We start from the raw sequence: 14083 nt of genomic DNA, 5'->3' as shown, positions 1-14083 counted from the left end.
CTTTAAACCATTTCCCTTAAAAAAATCTCTTTGACCATGGCAATTTCATTATTATAAGTAGTCTTTTTACGGGTGCCAAAATAAAGGGTGTTTTCAATTGGTTTATCACCTTCCCATACCAATTTAACGTGGCCCTGCTCGAATTCCTTTTTTGATAAAAAGTCAGGTATTACGGCAATGCCTTCGCCTCCGCCAAGACATCTTAGTATGGAGCTCATATTGGGCACTATGTAGTTTGGCTTGAAGTCGGGTCTTTTCCCAAAGTTGAAATGCCAGAACCTTCGAAGATGCTCCATATCTCCATTTGTCCCGTACCAGATCTGTTTCTTCAACCATTTTTGAATATCAACCTTGTTTCCATCCTTCAGCAGTTTTTTAAAGCCCTCTATATCAGTATTAGCCCCTCCTACTATTACAATACGTTCCTTAAAAAATGCCTCATATTCTAATCCCGTAAATTCCCCCTTCTGTGGAGTAATGATCAGGTCAAGAATACCAGCATCCAGATCGCTCAGCATCTCTGGATAATCCCCAAACTTGATGATCACATTAAAGGGTAATCTTGGCAAATAGGGCTCCAAAGTAAATTGAAAAGTTTCGAAGCACATACCTATACTAATAGTTGGCCGCTCTTTTTCTGTGCTTTTGTGAAAATGCTGTTCTGCCTTTTCAAGGTGGGTAAGTGCTTCTACAATATAGTTATATAAAACCTTACCTCTTTCTGTAGTGACCATTTTTCTTGAACTACGGTCGAATAATTTGTAGCCCACGTATGCCTCCAAAGAGCTAAGATGTAAACTTACCCCAGGTTGAGAAACATATAATGCTTCTGCCGCTCCCGTAAGACTTCCTGTCTCGTAAATAGCTTTAAAAGTTCTGAACCACTCTAAATTCACCATAGTAATATCTATTATAATTATAATACAAAGGTATGATTTGTATTATTTTAATAGAAGTATTTACCGTCCTACATTTGTGTCAAAAGCAATAAATATGAGTAATCAAAGTAAAAAGATTTTTGTAATAAATGGAGGTCAGGTATTTGGACATTCAGGCGGAAGATTCAATAGATCCGTTTTCGATGCAACCAAAGAATTTTTCAACACCAGAGAAGGTTTCGAAGTGAGATCTACAGATATAAATAAGGAATATGATGTTATTGAAGAGGTAGAGAACTTTGTTTGGGCTGATACTATCATTTATCACACTCCTATTTGGTGGTTTCAGTTGCCCCACGGCTTCAAGAAGTATATAGACGAAGTTTTCACCGCTGGGCACCGTAAGGGAATTTATCATAGTGATGGCCGGAAGGCGGAGAACCCTGACGTTAATTATGGGACTGGGGGCATGCTACACGGGCGTAATTATCTGCTAACTACTTCCTGGAATGCACCGGCAACTGCCTTTACGTTGCCTGGTGAGTTTTTTAACCAAAGAAGTGTTGACGACGGGCCTTTATTCGGTTTCCATCGCATGAATGCCTTCACTGGAATGCATCCATTGGAAAGCCTGCATTTTCACGACGTAGAGAAGAATGCAGATATTGAGAAAGATTTGAAGCGCTACCAGCAGCATCTGGACCAACTCTTTATAGCTAAGCAGTCAACGGTTTCCGTCTTATAGTTCAAACAATACAAGTATTTTTACGGTTGCTTGAGTGAAATTTTGAAAAAAGAGCATGAATAACAAATTTGTATTACCCGGGTTAGTTTTGGCACTTGGGTTGGCTTGGACAGGTTGTAATTCGAATAACAAGCAAACGAAAAATAGCGGTGCTGATACTATTTCCAGAACATCAACCGCGGCTGGAGAACTGGTTCTTCCTGAGCCAGATACTACCGCCTCAAAGACAAATTTTTCTGATATTATTGGCTGGCCGGAAGGAAAGACTCCTGTAGCACCTTCTGGTTTTCAGGTTACAAAGTACGCCGATGGTTTTCAAAACCCCAGGTGGATATATGAGGCTCCAAATGGAGATATTTTCATTGCTGAAGCTGCTACCGAAAAGAAACTAAAGGCAAAGATCAAAGATAATATTACCGGTAAAGCAAAGGCGAATCAGCAGGATGCAAGCGCCAACCGGATCACTATTCTTAGGGATAGTAACAAAGACGGTAAAGTAGACCTTAAACAGGTTTTTTTAACAGGTTTAGAGCAACCACTGGGTATGCTAGTTTTAAATAATTCATTCTATGTAGCCAACACAAGTGGTTTGATGCGTTTTCCATATACTCCTGGTACTACGAAGATCAGTGCTAAGGGGACTAAAATCGTTGAGCTTCCAGCAGGCGGGTATAACAATCATTGGACGCGTAATATTATTGCGAGTAAGGATGGTTCCAAGATCTATATTTCTGTAGGATCAGGATCTAATAACGGAGAGAATGGAATGGAGCATGAGGTTCGAAGGGCTGCTATACTGGTTGTAAATCCTGACGGTTCAGGGGAGAAGATCTATGCATCAGGACTGCGAAATCCAGTAGGAATGGATTGGGAGCCAGGAACCCAAACCTTGTGGACAGCAGTGAATGAACGCGATGAACTGGGTGATGAGTTAGTGCCCGATTATATCACCAGTGTTAAAGAAAATGGTTTTTATGGCTGGCCCTATGCTTACTTTGGTCCTAATGAAGATCCCAGAATGAAAAATGTACGGCCCGACCTCGTTAAAAAAACTATAGTTCCAGATGTTTCGCTTGGTTCTCATACGGCATCTTTAGGTTTAGCCTTTTATGATCAAAAAGCATTCCCAGGTGAATATCAGGGAGGAGCTTTCATCGGGCAACATGGATCATGGAACCATTCTCAGCTTGTAGGATATAAGGTAGTATTTGTGCCATTTAAGAACGGCAAACCTTCAGGTAAACCCCAGGATTTCTTAACCGGATTTATTGCAGATAAGGAAAAAAGTAAAGTATATGGAAGACCGGTGGGAGTTGCCGTAATTCGTGATGGTTCCCTTCTGGTAGCAGACGATGCTTCTAATACTATTTGGAGGGTTGCCCCCGCTAAATAATATTGTTTTTTTAGATTTTCCCGGTCATTGAACTAAAAGTTCTATCCTTTCGGTCTGATGTTAATTTTTGTTATCTGAGCGTTTCTGTTCGGTGCCACAGTTGCCGCAGAACCTTGCATTGGCCGGGAAAATCATATGATTACAATTTGGACAAGGCAACAGTCCCGAATTTGAAATCCTGGTAATTTCTGAAGATACAATTCCTGTGGGTACAGCAATGATACCGTAGCCTAAAATCATCAGTAGGGCTGCAAGGAACTGGCCGAGTGGAGTTGAAGGAGAAATGTCACCATAGCCAACGGTGGTAATTGTAACGATGGCCCAATAGATGGAAATAGGTATACTTGTGAAGCCATTTTTTTCTCCCTCGATCACATACATCATTGTACCTACTACAATTACCAGGGTAATTACAGTTGTAAGGAACACTACAATTTTATACATGCTCGCTCTTAATGCTACTGCAAGCACATTTCCTTCTTTCAAGAACCTTGTAAGCTTTAGTATCCGGAAGACCCTGAGTAATCTCAATGCCCTAATTACCAGCAAATATTGAAGGTTTGGAATGAACAAAGCCAGGTATGCGGGAAGAATGCTTAAAAGATCAATCATCCCATAAAAACTAAATATATACCGGTACCGGTTGGGTGAACTAAATACTCTGGCTACAAATTCTATGGTGAAGAGGATAGTGAAGCACCATTCGGCGGCTGTTATTAAAAGAGCATATTCCTTCCTTACAGAAGCAATGCTCTCCATAAAAACCACCCCAACACTTAATACTATAAGCCATAGTAAAGCAATGTCAAACCTACGTCCGCCGGGTGTATCTGAATGAAAAATTACAATGTAAAGCCTGTTACGAAATTCAGCTAGGGACATGCATGCTGAACAATGGCTAAAACATAAAGTTTGCGGACCTTTTTCCTAGCCTTTCTACAACCTGGTAATGATCGGGCTTATTAATCAATAGAAAATATTTGCTAATCGCAAAAATTGTATGACCCGCAGGCAAGTTCTGTTTGTATCTACTGTCAGTTCAATTACTGGTAAATCCTTATGATCTTCTAATATTCCATGATATTGTTGATATAATTGTAGTTGAATTATTAATAGCCACAAGTCCAGATATGCTCAGACCCTGGGATCTACAGATAACAATAAACGTGAACTGCGAACGGCCGATCTATATTCAGGTGGCCGATTCGATTATTGAGGCAATAAAGGGAGGAAAACTGCAAAGTGGCGATCCACTACCGGGCAGCAGGCAAATGGCACTGCAATTAAAGCTCAACCGTAATACAGTGATCGATGCATTAGATGTTCTCCTTGCAGAAGGTTGGCTGGTTTCGAAAGTGAGGAAAGGAACGTTCATTGCGGATAATTTACCGGACTTTTCAGCGGTAAAACATCCTAATTCAGTGGTTTCTGAGCAAGTGGTAAGCATCAAGCCAGAAATTATATTTGACGATGGAATCCCCGACACGCGAATAGCGCCAATAAATGAACTTGCAGCGGCCTATCGACAAATATTCAGTCGAAAAGGAAGATGGCAAATGATGGGTTATACCGAAGAGGCTGGTGATTGGGATTTCAGAAACGCTATTGCGCAAATGCTTAACTACAAGCGTTCCATGCGGTTATCTCCCGACGAGATTTTCATCACCAGGGGAAGCCAAATGGCGATGTACTTAACAGCACATGCCCTGCTCAAGCCAGGCGATAAAGTGATCGTAGAAAATCCTGGATATAAGCCAGCATGGCAAGCTTTCCAGAGTGCCGGAGCAGAACTGGTACCGCTGAGCGTTGATGAAAATGGTTTAAATATTGACGAACTTCGTACTATCCTTCAGACGCATAAATCAGTAAAGGCAATTTACACCACACCGCATCATCAATTCCCCACTACGGTTACTTTAAGTTTACAAAGGCGTTTGCAGCTTATTTCTTTATCAAACGCTTATGGATTTACAATCATTGAAGACGATTACGACAACGAGTTCCACTTTGGACAGCGGCCAATACTACCGGTAAGCAGCTCTGAGAACGTTGGCAACTTTGTCTATATCGGAACGATGAGTAAAATTGTTGCTCCTGCTCTGCGTATCGGCTATCTCGCCTCCTCAAAGCAAGTCATCACCAATGTTGCAAGTCTCCGGAAGATCATAGATGCTCAAGGGGATAACATGATGGAGCAGGCTGTTCTTCAACTTATTAATGAGGGGCATATTAAAAGACATCTTCGCAAAGCCACATTGACGTATAAAAATAAAAGAGACTTTTTTGAAAAGGTAATTAATGAACATCTAAGGGATAAAGTGCATTTTCATAAACCAGAAGGGGGACTTGCATTCTGGCTAACACCAAAAGGACAGGTAGATATCACGAAGCTGTCTGAGGTGCTGTTAAAAAAAGGAGTGCAAATCTTATCACCAGAGAGCTTTAGTTTTAGCTCCCCGGTGCAAGGTTTACGCTTAGGCTACGCCTCCCTGGACGAGGATCAGCTGGAGAAAGGTATTAGAATAATAGCGCAATTCTTGTAAAAGCTTTATTATTAATTGCAACCTTCCATCTCAATAATATAAAAGCCCTGCTTGTCAATAGCATCCACCATTTCTTCTGAAGCTATTTCCTGGTGGCAGTACTGACATTCCTTTGAGCTTAGGGCTTGCCCTTCCTGCCCCTTAGTAGTGAGGTACTGCTTACCCATCTCATAGATTAGAGCATCGTTGGTAATATCTGAGGGTACAAGAATGTCAAAGTGCATTGTTTGTCCATCTTTTTTTTGAACGTAGGTGTCCCAGACTGAAATTTTCATTTGATGATTTTAAATTTAAGCCAGCAGAAGGATACTGCTGGCGATTAGGTAAAACACTTAACCTTTTACGTCTTCTAAAGATGCTCCGTAATTGATGTGTAAAACATTCCCATTCGGAGTTACCAGAGCTGGTACAGATTTTATTCCAGCTTTTTCAGCCTCAGTGATACGAGTTTGATCGTCTCCAAGGTGAACCACTTCCACATTCGACTCACCTATCAGATTAATAATATCTTGCTCTGCGCTTACACATACCGGGCAACCAGCATGATAGAAAATTGATTTTGCCATTTTTTATTTGTTTGAGTTTTGACCTTATTGTCAATACAAACTTAGGCAGACAAATGAACAGCTGGGTGATCCAGTTTTATCGTTTTCCGGGGCAAACTGGTTAGGAAGGACTTCTTTGACAATGTCACCAGCAACAGGAACTCCGCCTATTTTCATAGGAAATAGGCGGTTTTATAAAAATTCAACTTAATGCTTTACTGTTTTTAATAAAGTCTCCATTTTGGCGAAAAGTTGATTCATTTCGAACGGCTTTGCAAGGAAATCATCCGCCCCTGCATTCCTTGCCGAGCCTTCAATATCACGGCTGGCTGAGATCATTAAGACAGGTAATTCTTTGGTTTTTTCATCTGCCTTTAAAGCTTTGCAGATATCTATCCCGTCCTGCCCAGACATCCAAATGTCAAGGAGTAGTAGATCTGGTAATTCTTGTTTAACCGCCTCGAGTGTATTTATTGAAGACAAGAGAACATCATAACCACGGTATTCCAACATGATCGAAACCGAATCCAGTATACCTGGATCATCATCCGCAATCATAATTCTTATATTACTATTATTCATTTCATTATTTATTTTCATTGGTATTGTGGGCAGGTATTGAAAAGCAAAAGGTAGAACCCTTTCCTTCCGCACTGGTTACCCAAATTTCTCCACCTTCGCGTTTTACGATCTCAGACGAAATAAAAAGACCTAAGCCCAAGCCTGGAAATGTGTGTTGTTCGTCGCCGCTAACACGGTAGAATTGTTCAAATACCCGGTCTTTTTTCTCTTTTGGTATTCCTATTCCGAAATCCTGAACACAAAGGCGAACCTTATTATTATCAAGTCTGCTATAGACCTCAATTCTATCAGCATTTGGTGAATACTTAATGGCATTGGTTATCAAATTAGTTACCACCTGCCCTATTCGTTCTTTATCGGCATATACTGCTCCAGTTTCTTCAAGGTGAGTAACGATCTGGTGCTTTGGACTAGTACGCGCTAAATCTTCCACTAGTTCCTCTACCATCTGGTTGAAGTCGAACTCCTGGTCATTAAACTGTAACTTGCCTGTCTGGATCTTGGTCACATCTAATAAGTCGCCAATAAGGTTTATTAAACGATTTACCTGTACATCCATCCTCTTTACCATATCAGCCTTCTTGAGATCTCCACTATCTCGTAACATGGATTCAAGTACCTGCGTGTATGCTTTGATACTTGTGACAGGAGTTTTTAGTTCGTGACTTGCAATCCCCAGAAATTGGTCCTTTTGTTCCTGAAGCTGTTTCAATTCCGTAATATCCACACAAGCACCAACATAACCCAAAAACTCTCCCTTTGCTGAATAGTGGGGATTTCCTGTTCTTATAATCCAGCGTGTAGTGGAGCCATTCGAGATACGAAACTGGCTTTGATGAAAGCTACGCCTTTCAAAATCCTCCCTGAATTTGGACTCAGCTGAGGCTCTGTCTGATAAAATAACCGTATCGCAAACCAATTCCCCTACTTGCTGATCAAAAGTTTTACCTGTCCATTCTTCCCAGATCCTATTTACATAGGTAAGTTTTTGTTCTGTATCGCACATCCACAAACCAGCAGGTGCAGCTGTGGTAATTTCGCGGAAAAGCCTTTCACTATCAGCAAGGGCCTGTTGGGCCGCTAGTTCAGGACGCATATCCCGCATTAGTGCTCCTACGGCAAGCATTTTACCTGTTTTAGGATCATCAATTCTGATAGATTTATTGAATACGGGGAACTCCTCTCCCGTTTGCAAGTGCCGGACAATCATCTGTCCCTCCCAGCGACCAAAATTTTCAAGGGCTGGTAACACTTTCTGACTTACTTCAAGAAAATGTTCAGCGCTGTGGAGGTTTGAGATTGGTGTAGACACAACTTGCTCGTCGGACTCAAAACCCAACATTTCCCGTCCGGCTTTATTTAGATACGAATTATACCCCGTAGGTTCCAGGACCGACATCAAATCGCCACTATTCTCAACCAGAGTTAGCAATTTCTGCTGCTCCTTCCTTGCGGCCAAAGTAGGCCTTAGATCCCGGGTAACAGAAGCCATTCCGATTGCTTCTCCGCTTACCGGGTCGACTATTACAAAAGCGTTAAGATCACAAAGGATTGCCTCTCCGGTTTTAAAATGCTTGTAGTTTATCTCTCCTCGCCACATCCCCCTCGATTTCATTGAGGCTTGCATTTCCAAACGCAACTTTGAATGTTCCTCTTCCAGGAGATATTCACCTGCTGGGCGGTAACACTCCTCGGGGCTTGATGCGCCCATAAGCATTTGTCCTGCCTTGTTTAGATAGATAACATTTCCCTCCATATCAGTGATCCCAATGAGGTCGCTACTATTTTCAACCAAGGCAATCAGCCGGCGATGATCATTCATTGCAGGATTGTATTCTTGTTTAGGCTGGCTGGCCTTACTCAGCACCTGCAAAACACCATACACTGTTCCATCTTCAAGCTTTAATGGCCTATTTTGTACATTGAGGTAAAGGTGACGTGTACTATCACCTTCCTTAATCTCTAATGCTATTGCTTCTTGTTTAAGTTCTTTACCCGTTTCCATTGCTGCATGTAAAGAACTTTCTACCTGGTCGCTGCTGCTTCCAGCAAAGAGGTCAATAAAATTTGAGCCCTCCCATGAATACTTAAGGTCTAATAGGTCTTTTGCCTCACCACTTATTAACTCTATTTTTAAGTCGGTGCCAGTATAAACAATAAAAGGAAGTGGTAACTGGTTGATAATTGAATTAAAGCTTTCGATGTCCAAAGTCTAAAAATAAGTGCCTCCTAATTTACGTGTTTTAACATGATTCGAGAAATCTTGGATAAAGAGTCAAATCAGAACAAACTTTTAACTAATGGTAAGCTATGTACCCTATTCTTGACATCGATAACCCTGATTTGTCCGGCACGGTCAGCTTTCCATTCTTCCAGTAAACCCCAAAGTCATTAGCAAGCCCACTTAAATAAATATCCCCGTCATATTTATACACTTTCGTGGGAGTATAGGTAGTATTTGATTCAGGTGCTTCTAATGTCGATTTAACCACTGTGGGTACAGCCGGTCTTACATCAATAGTTAGGCAAGCAACATCTCTTGCACTCTTCTTGGCAGCCACATAAAACCTGCCATCCTCGTAAAGGCCACTTGCCGAACTTATACTTGCTGTTTCAGCACCGAAGGCAGGTGTATAATTATCAGTTTGAAAAGACCGCTGCACTATTGGATCATTCTTGCTTAGCTTCAAATAATAGTAGTCTAGCGACTGATCCGCGGCTGCCAGCAAGTGGCATACATTATTTTCAATATATGCTGAACCCACTATAAGATTGTTCCAAAAATACTCTTCTTCATTAAGAGGAATATCGTAGGTCGCATAAACTACATCATTCTTTAAATGCTTGATTGTTGTTTTCCCTTCAGTAACCTGATCACTATATACCTGAGTAATTGTAAGGACATTTATGTCGGTGCCATTAGCTTGAATATACACTGGAATTCCATGAGCCCCAGCATTGACAGAACTTTTAATGATTTCATTCCCTCCATCAGTAATTCGATAGTAATAATAGTTGTTTAGATTAGAGGCAAGAATAAAGATGCCATTACTTTGAGGATCAACAGATATACCTAAAATTCTTTCCTGTTGTACCGGAGAAAGGATTATTTCAGAAAGGATCATTTTAGAGGATCCTTTCCACATTACTATTTTTGATGATGCAGGAGAATGGATATCCTCAATTCCCACGTAGATTAATTTTCCGTTCATCTTATGGCTGAAGTACATCTTATAATGGGCATTATTTAGAATAGGCAGAAAGTCAAGCTGCCGGCTTTCAGTCCAGAGGGAGGGTATAGAATTGCTGTTGTTAGTGGTTTGGGCCCAGCCCAATACTTTAAGTTCTTTAACATCGTCATCTTTAACATTGTCTTTATCTTTTTTACAGGATGTGAAAGCTATCAGATAGATAAATAGAAGAAAATAGTATCTCATCAATTTTAATTTACTCTATGACGAGGGGAAATTCAATAACGATACAAGTAGTAGTTTTTGCCTCTATTATATTTACCCTGAAGCTGACATTATATATTCTAATTAATCCTTTCGTTACTCGACCGCGAACAATTGCAGCTTTCTGTTTGTTTAATTTTGCTGGTAATAAACCAACAAATATCTTTACGAACCTTTATAGTACTTATCAAGATAATGACAACGATCTATTGTTCCGGCAAACTAGCGGATTTCTTAGGAAAAGAAAAGCTCTCTACCCCTCCCGAGGTAAATGAAGCTCAATTTGGAAATTGGAACGGTCATCTCTTTTATTATCAAAGGAAGAAGTATTTAATGTTTGTCAATAGTAAAACTTATTATGCTGTACTTATTCCTCCCATTAAAAAAGCGGATTTAAAGAACCTGGAAAATATATTTCTTCAAAGACTTTTAGAGCAATTAGTTTTTGATAAAATTATTTATGAAGACTCTTCCCTTGTTATCTTAAGCCGACTACTTCCTTTAACTTTCTCCAAAACGAATAACGATAAAAAAGCAATTGGTACGCTGAACGAGTTTATATTCCAATTTAAAGGGCAATTGGAATATTCGGATGAAGATCAACCCGATCTACCAGTTTTAAATAGCAGACTTAATCAGATACCTGTTGGGGCGGGAAGATCAGGTAAACGAGCATATGGTTGGCCCATTGAAGATATGAAAGCCATGGTAAATCTATAGTGCTTTATATTCTAAAATCTAATTTTCCTGATTGCCGGCAGAATGCATCAATAAAATTCCATTATATTCAAGTGAAGGAAACTCCCGTCGAAACTTTTTATCCGGCCAGCAGACAGGAATGGCGAGAGTGGTTAAAAGAAAATCATAAATCAAAAGAGGCTGTATGGATATTGCAGTATAGAAAAAATACAAATAAGCCGAGCATTTCATGGAGTGAAGCGGTTGACGAAGCACTTTGCTTCGGCTGGATAGACAGTATTAGGAAATCAATCGATAAGGAAAGTTTTATTCAATTTTTCTGCCCTCGAAAGGCACGAAGTGCATGGTCTAAAATCAATAAAGCTAAGGTTGAGCAATTGATTAATGAAGGTTTAATGACCGAAGCTGGCTACAAAGCGATCGAAACTGCAAAAGAGAATGGATCCTGGACCATTCTGGACGAAGTTGAAGAATTGCTAATTCCCGCTGAATTAGAACGTCAATTTGAAAGTAACCCAGGATCAAAGGAGTATTTTATTACCTTGAGCAAGTCTGTCAGGAAAATGATCCTGCAATGGGTTGCAGTAGCCAAAAGGCCAGAAACCCGCGAAAAGCGAGTCAGAGAAGTAGCCGAGCTTGCTGCAAAGAAACAAAGACCGAAGCAGTTTTAGTTAAGGTATTTTAATGATTTCCTCTCTTCAGTCCTTGTAAGTCACCTCCAGACCTTCAAGCATTATCCTGCTGGCTCCTCCAGTACTGCCAGTATGTTGAACACCAAAGCCACCAAATTCATTCGGTTCAACCTTTGCTTCAAGACTTACGCTATGTGCAAGGCCTGCTTCTTTTTGACCCTGCTGCTGTGGACTGCTGGTGCTTACTCTTGCGCTAAGGATGTCGCCGCCAGTGCTAAGTTCCACCTTGCATCCGGGTAAAAAAACCGAGGAGTATTGACTGTCTGAGATGGCGGTACCTACCCCCTTACTGAACTTATATAGTGTAAACTGTACGCCGTTACCAAATTTTGGTGTACGTTCAATTCGTAGTCCGTATCCGCTCTGGCTTTTCGTGTCGTATTTAGTATAAATATCCAGGTACTGTCCGGTTGCGCTGCCAAATCCCTGTCCTGCAGCTTTATGTGGACTTAATTTCAAAATCAGGGTCATATCTTTAAGTCTTCCCGACTGCGTATAAAGTAGACGAGCTCCCCTGCCTACCGTCATCAAACCTTCCCGGCCGGCGGCGGCATCCATTCCTGGACCATACTCCCATCCGTTCCCTTCATCTGGTGTCCAGACAAATTCTTTACTTAAATCTGTTGGACGATATGTGTCTACAGTCCAAAAACCCTCCTTAATCACAGAGTTCCTCGAAGTAGGAAGATTTTTAAAGTCAGTAGTGATAGAAGAAGTCAGAATATCTTTTGCACTGATTTTTCGGCTTTGCACAAAAACAGGCTTCCCTGTTTTGCTGGTGTTATGTTTAGGATAAATCACAGCATTCAGGTAATAACCAATATCACCAGCAGAAAGGGAATAATTCTTCAAAGGAGCTGTAGATGTACTTACTCCAACCTTAATTGAATCAATAGCATTTTTGCCAGAGCTTCTATACCAGGTGATTAGGGAATTATCTCTACGGTTATTTAAATTTAAATCATAACTAAGAGAAAGTATCCCGGCTTCCGGACCTTTGATCTCCGGTTTCTTTTTGAAAGACGGCGCTTCCTGTGCAATTCCGCTTATATCAAAATAAACCAATGCTTGAATTCCCTGCTCGGTTTCCGCTTTTACGAAGGCCCGCCGGGTACTGTCGCTGCTGTTTGTTGCGGCCACGGTAATGGTACCGTTTATATTTTGCCGCAGCGATAACAGCTTTGAATCGCTAACTGTCCACTTCAAAGTGGTGTTCTTCCTTACTCGTTCCGGATAGATGTTGTAGGATAAGGTGGCTTGTTCTTTATCTGCACCTTTTAACTTAGCCTTATCTGTTGTTAGCTCCATACGGAATGGAATATCTTTGAAATCCGACAAACGATCCTTCTGACCGGCGGGATCCCAGTCGTCATTTCCTCTCAATAAATTGTAAATATTGTACTCCTCACCCACCTTAAAAGCAGCCAGACTACCTCCTTTTAATTGAACAGAAAGTTCGGGTTTAGAAGGACTTATTTGAACGATCTTCCCGTTAAGGGTATTATTGTAAACATAATGCCTTACGTGATCCTGAGTAACATCTGTCCACCCTAATGCAGTGGCATTCCCTTCAAACCTCGCATCAATTACTGCAAAAACATTATTATTCTTTGCAAAGTAGATAGTTGAGTTAGCCCCGGGATCGCGTAATACTGTTTCAAACCTACAGCCGAGATAGGCCTGAAGGACACGCGACCCTCCCCAGGAAGGATGATTTGCATAGAACCGGAAACTGCATCTGTCAAATACACTATAATCTCCTGAGCCAACCGCATCATCTGTACATTGTAAGAAGCAATTTTTATAGTAAGTGCGATGAGGTTGATTACCGGCCGCGAAAGTATTAAGATAGCTGATGAATCTGCAATTGTCAAATATCCATTTATCCATCTTACCGTTATGAGCCTTAGTTAATACCTGGGCCTGAGTAATAGTAGATTGACGCTTGGGAAGGTTCTTAGAAGGATCTAAAGGGTAAACCAGATCCTCATTACAGTAATTGCCGAAAGTAATGTTATAAGCCTTAAAGCCGTCTCCTACACCAAGGGTATTCCAATTTCCTATTGCCCCAGCCATTTGTCCCCTGTTGCCTGCGATAATTGTATGCTCAGGATTTTTCGATAAGCCAATCAAGGTAATATTAGACTGAGGAATAATAAGGCCTATCAATTTATTCTCCCTGTTGTCGCCCTTTGGGTCATCCGTCCAATACACGTCTGGCTCCATATAGATCACTGTAGGCCGCTCTTCGGTTCCGTCCTTCGCAAACTTGACAACATCCTGTAAGGTTCGAAAAGCAAAAAGACCTAACTGCGATTCATTAAGCTTTGGATTTAGATATAAAGCCCGCTCATTCAAGTGAATAGTTCTTCCCTGATATTTAATTGTTTTAATAACATCGTTAAATGAGGAATTACCCGGCCGGAAATTTGCTACTTGCCGGGATTTAGCGGCAGAACCGCTTATTGGGCCAGTCACTAAGGCAAATACTGTTATTGCAAGGGTATAGAAACTTAGGTTCATACTTGAAATTGGATTTATAAAGCTATGA

13 protein-coding genes are annotated in these 14083 nt (G+C 40.9%); 5 read left to right on the top strand and 8 right to left on the bottom strand.

Annotated features, from left to right (window positions below):
- Window positions 1-2: 2 nt before the first annotated feature.
- Window positions 3-899 (bottom strand): LysR family transcriptional regulator, encoded by an 897-nt coding sequence (locus J4N25_RS01270; RefSeq protein WP_207420326.1) that lies wholly within the window; start codon window positions 897-899, stop codon window positions 3-5.
- Window positions 900-993: 94 nt separating this feature from the next.
- Between J4N25_RS01270 and J4N25_RS01265 the strand changes: the two genes are divergently transcribed.
- Window positions 994-1623, top strand: coding sequence for an NAD(P)H-dependent oxidoreductase (locus J4N25_RS01265; protein WP_207420325.1), 630 nt, complete (start codon window positions 994-996; stop codon window positions 1621-1623).
- A gap of 55 nt (window positions 1624-1678) precedes the next feature.
- The gene (locus tag J4N25_RS01260) at window positions 1679-3016 is read left to right on the top strand and encodes a PQQ-dependent sugar dehydrogenase (RefSeq protein ID WP_207420324.1); all 1338 of its coding nucleotides are present in this window, start codon (window positions 1679-1681) and stop codon (window positions 3014-3016) included.
- A 60-nt stretch (window positions 3017-3076) separates the two neighbouring features.
- On the opposite strand, the gene J4N25_RS01255 is transcribed toward J4N25_RS01260, so the two are convergent.
- The gene (locus J4N25_RS01255; protein WP_207420323.1) at window positions 3077-3898 is read right to left on the bottom strand and encodes an ion transporter; all 822 of its coding nucleotides are present in this window, start codon (window positions 3896-3898) and stop codon (window positions 3077-3079) included.
- Between the two features lie 140 nt (window positions 3899-4038).
- On the opposite strand from J4N25_RS01255, the gene pdxR reads away from it, so the two are divergent.
- Window positions 4039-5559 (top strand): MocR-like pyridoxine biosynthesis transcription factor PdxR, encoded by a 1521-nt coding sequence (gene pdxR, locus J4N25_RS01250; RefSeq protein ID WP_242695749.1) that lies wholly within the window; start codon window positions 4039-4041, stop codon window positions 5557-5559.
- Between the two features lie 11 nt (window positions 5560-5570).
- Here pdxR and J4N25_RS01245 read toward each other — a convergent pair whose 3' ends face one another.
- The 5 genes from J4N25_RS01245 to J4N25_RS01225 form a co-directional block, all read right to left on the bottom strand.
- Window positions 5571-5834, bottom strand: coding sequence for a DUF2024 family protein (locus J4N25_RS01245; RefSeq protein ID WP_207420322.1), 264 nt, complete (start codon window positions 5832-5834; stop codon window positions 5571-5573).
- 57 nt (window positions 5835-5891) lie between these two features.
- Entirely contained in the window at window positions 5892-6125 is a 234-nt protein-coding gene (locus J4N25_RS01240; protein WP_207420321.1) for a thioredoxin family protein, read from the bottom strand.
- A gap of 186 nt (window positions 6126-6311) precedes the next feature.
- A complete protein-coding gene (locus tag J4N25_RS01235; protein WP_242695748.1) occupies window positions 6312-6704 on the bottom strand; it encodes a response regulator in 393 nt (130 codons plus the stop codon).
- Window positions 6691-8895 carry a PAS domain-containing sensor histidine kinase gene (locus J4N25_RS01230; RefSeq protein ID WP_207420320.1) on the bottom strand — a complete coding sequence of 735 codons (2205 nt, stop codon included), beginning with the start codon at window positions 8893-8895 and terminating at the stop codon, window positions 6691-6693. The genes J4N25_RS01235 and J4N25_RS01230 overlap by 14 nt, the downstream gene beginning before the upstream one ends.
- Window positions 8896-8983: 88 nt before the next feature.
- On the bottom strand, window positions 8984-10123 hold the full coding sequence (locus J4N25_RS01225; protein WP_207420319.1) for a hypothetical protein: 1140 nt from the start codon (window positions 10121-10123) through the stop codon (window positions 8984-8986).
- A 213-nt stretch (window positions 10124-10336) separates the two neighbouring features.
- Between J4N25_RS01225 and J4N25_RS01220 the strand changes: the two genes are divergently transcribed.
- Together J4N25_RS01220 and J4N25_RS27060 are read left to right on the top strand one after the other, a co-directional pair.
- A complete protein-coding gene (locus tag J4N25_RS01220) occupies window positions 10337-10861 on the top strand; it encodes a DUF6933 domain-containing protein (protein ID WP_207420318.1) in 525 nt (174 codons plus the stop codon).
- A gap of 71 nt (window positions 10862-10932) precedes the next feature.
- Complete coding sequence (locus tag J4N25_RS27060) at window positions 10933-11511, top strand: YdeI/OmpD-associated family protein (protein WP_207420317.1); 579 nt, start codon at window positions 10933-10935, stop codon at window positions 11509-11511.
- A gap of 27 nt (window positions 11512-11538) precedes the next feature.
- Here J4N25_RS27060 and J4N25_RS01210 read toward each other — a convergent pair whose 3' ends face one another.
- Window positions 11539-14055 (bottom strand): pectinesterase, encoded by a 2517-nt coding sequence (locus J4N25_RS01210; RefSeq protein WP_207420316.1) that lies wholly within the window; start codon window positions 14053-14055, stop codon window positions 11539-11541.
- Between the last annotated feature and the right edge of the window lie 28 nt (window positions 14056-14083).

It is taken from the genome of Desertivirga brevis (genome assembly GCF_017355835.1).
Note: the sequence above shows the minus strand (reverse complement) of the source record. Positions and strands in the feature narration are given on the sequence as shown.

Bases quoted from the DNA above. Each gene is read 5' to 3' on its own strand.
- J4N25_RS01270 (WP_207420326.1), bottom strand. From the start codon at position 899: ATGGTGAATTTAGAGTGGTTCAGAACTTTTAAAGCTATTTACGAGACA.
- J4N25_RS01265 (WP_207420325.1), top strand. From the start codon at position 994: ATGAGTAATCAAAGTAAAAAGATTTTTGTAATAAATGGAGGTCAGGTA.
- J4N25_RS01260 (WP_207420324.1), top strand. From the start codon at position 1,679: ATGAATAACAAATTTGTATTACCCGGGTTAGTTTTGGCACTTGGGTTG.
- J4N25_RS01255 (WP_207420323.1), bottom strand. From the start codon at position 3,898: ATGTCCCTAGCTGAATTTCGTAACAGGCTTTACATTGTAATTTTTCAT.
- J4N25_RS01245 (WP_207420322.1), bottom strand. From the start codon at position 5,834: ATGAAAATTTCAGTCTGGGACACCTACGTTCAAAAAAAAGATGGACAA.
- J4N25_RS01240 (WP_207420321.1), bottom strand. From the start codon at position 6,125: ATGGCAAAATCAATTTTCTATCATGCTGGTTGCCCGGTATGTGTAAGC.
- J4N25_RS01235 (WP_242695748.1), bottom strand. From the start codon at position 6,704: ATGAAAATAAATAATGAAATGAATAATAGTAATATAAGAATTATGATT.
- J4N25_RS01225 (WP_207420319.1), bottom strand. From the start codon at position 10,123: ATGAGATACTATTTTCTTCTATTTATCTATCTGATAGCTTTCACATCC.
- J4N25_RS01220 (WP_207420318.1), top strand. From the start codon at position 10,337: ATGACAACGATCTATTGTTCCGGCAAACTAGCGGATTTCTTAGGAAAA.
- J4N25_RS01210 (WP_207420316.1), bottom strand. From the start codon at position 14,055: ATGAACCTAAGTTTCTATACCCTTGCAATAACAGTATTTGCCTTAGTG.